The 731-nt window shown below is 45.1% G+C and carries 1 rRNA gene; it reads right to left on the minus strand.

What is annotated here, in order from left to right:
- Positions 1-612: 612 nt before the first annotated feature.
- Positions 613-726 (minus strand): 5S ribosomal RNA (gene rrf / locus CSQ88_RS22530).
- Positions 727-731: the final 5 nt, after the last annotated feature.

A 731-nucleotide genomic window follows, 5' to 3' on the forward strand; every position in this document is an offset into this window, starting at 1 on the left:
CTAAGCTAGTACTTACTGGCTTACTTTATTCAGAGCAACCATCGCTGGTTACTCCTTACTCATGTAAGCACTTGTTTCGCTTCCGAATCAAGCACTCACACTCATCGACTGTATTTTTTTAAAGATCGGTTCGCTATCTGCATCACTCCGTTTCCGTGTGTGCTGCAGCGAGAGGCCGAACTATACCGGTGACACCCTGTCCGGTCAACCCCTTTACTAAAACAAAACCAAACAAGTTAATAAGTCATTGATTTTTTGTTGATTTATTTCTCCATACTTTAGACACACAGCCAAAGACTAAGGGTTCGCCGCAGCCAAATCACTTTCATTTCCATGAAAAAATCATGCATTTGGTAACTTTATCCAATCGATACCGCAGCCTAATGCATCTCACGGCATCGTGAGGGAAAAAAGAGATCTTCAGTTACACCAAAAGATACAGACTGTTATGCACCGATTTAATCTCCTCACCGCGTAACCCGACAACACGCGAACCACAGAAACTTGATTTTGTAGTTGCACTAACACCTGCATTTCTTGCGCCCAAAGCAAAACCCCCGCCTCTTTCGAGTACGGGGGTCTTGTTTACTACGTCTTTACTACGAATGGGGTGTCTGGCAATGACCTACTTTCACACAGGTAATCTGCACTATCATCGGCGCTAAGGTGTTTCACTGTCCTGTTCGGGATGGGAAGGAGTGGGACCACCTCGCTATGGTCGCCAGACTTTA

Origin of the sequence: Iodobacter sp. BJB302 (assembly GCF_002735645.1) — a bacterium.
In the GTDB taxonomy this organism is placed as follows: domain Bacteria; phylum Pseudomonadota; class Gammaproteobacteria; order Burkholderiales; family Chitinibacteraceae; genus Iodobacter.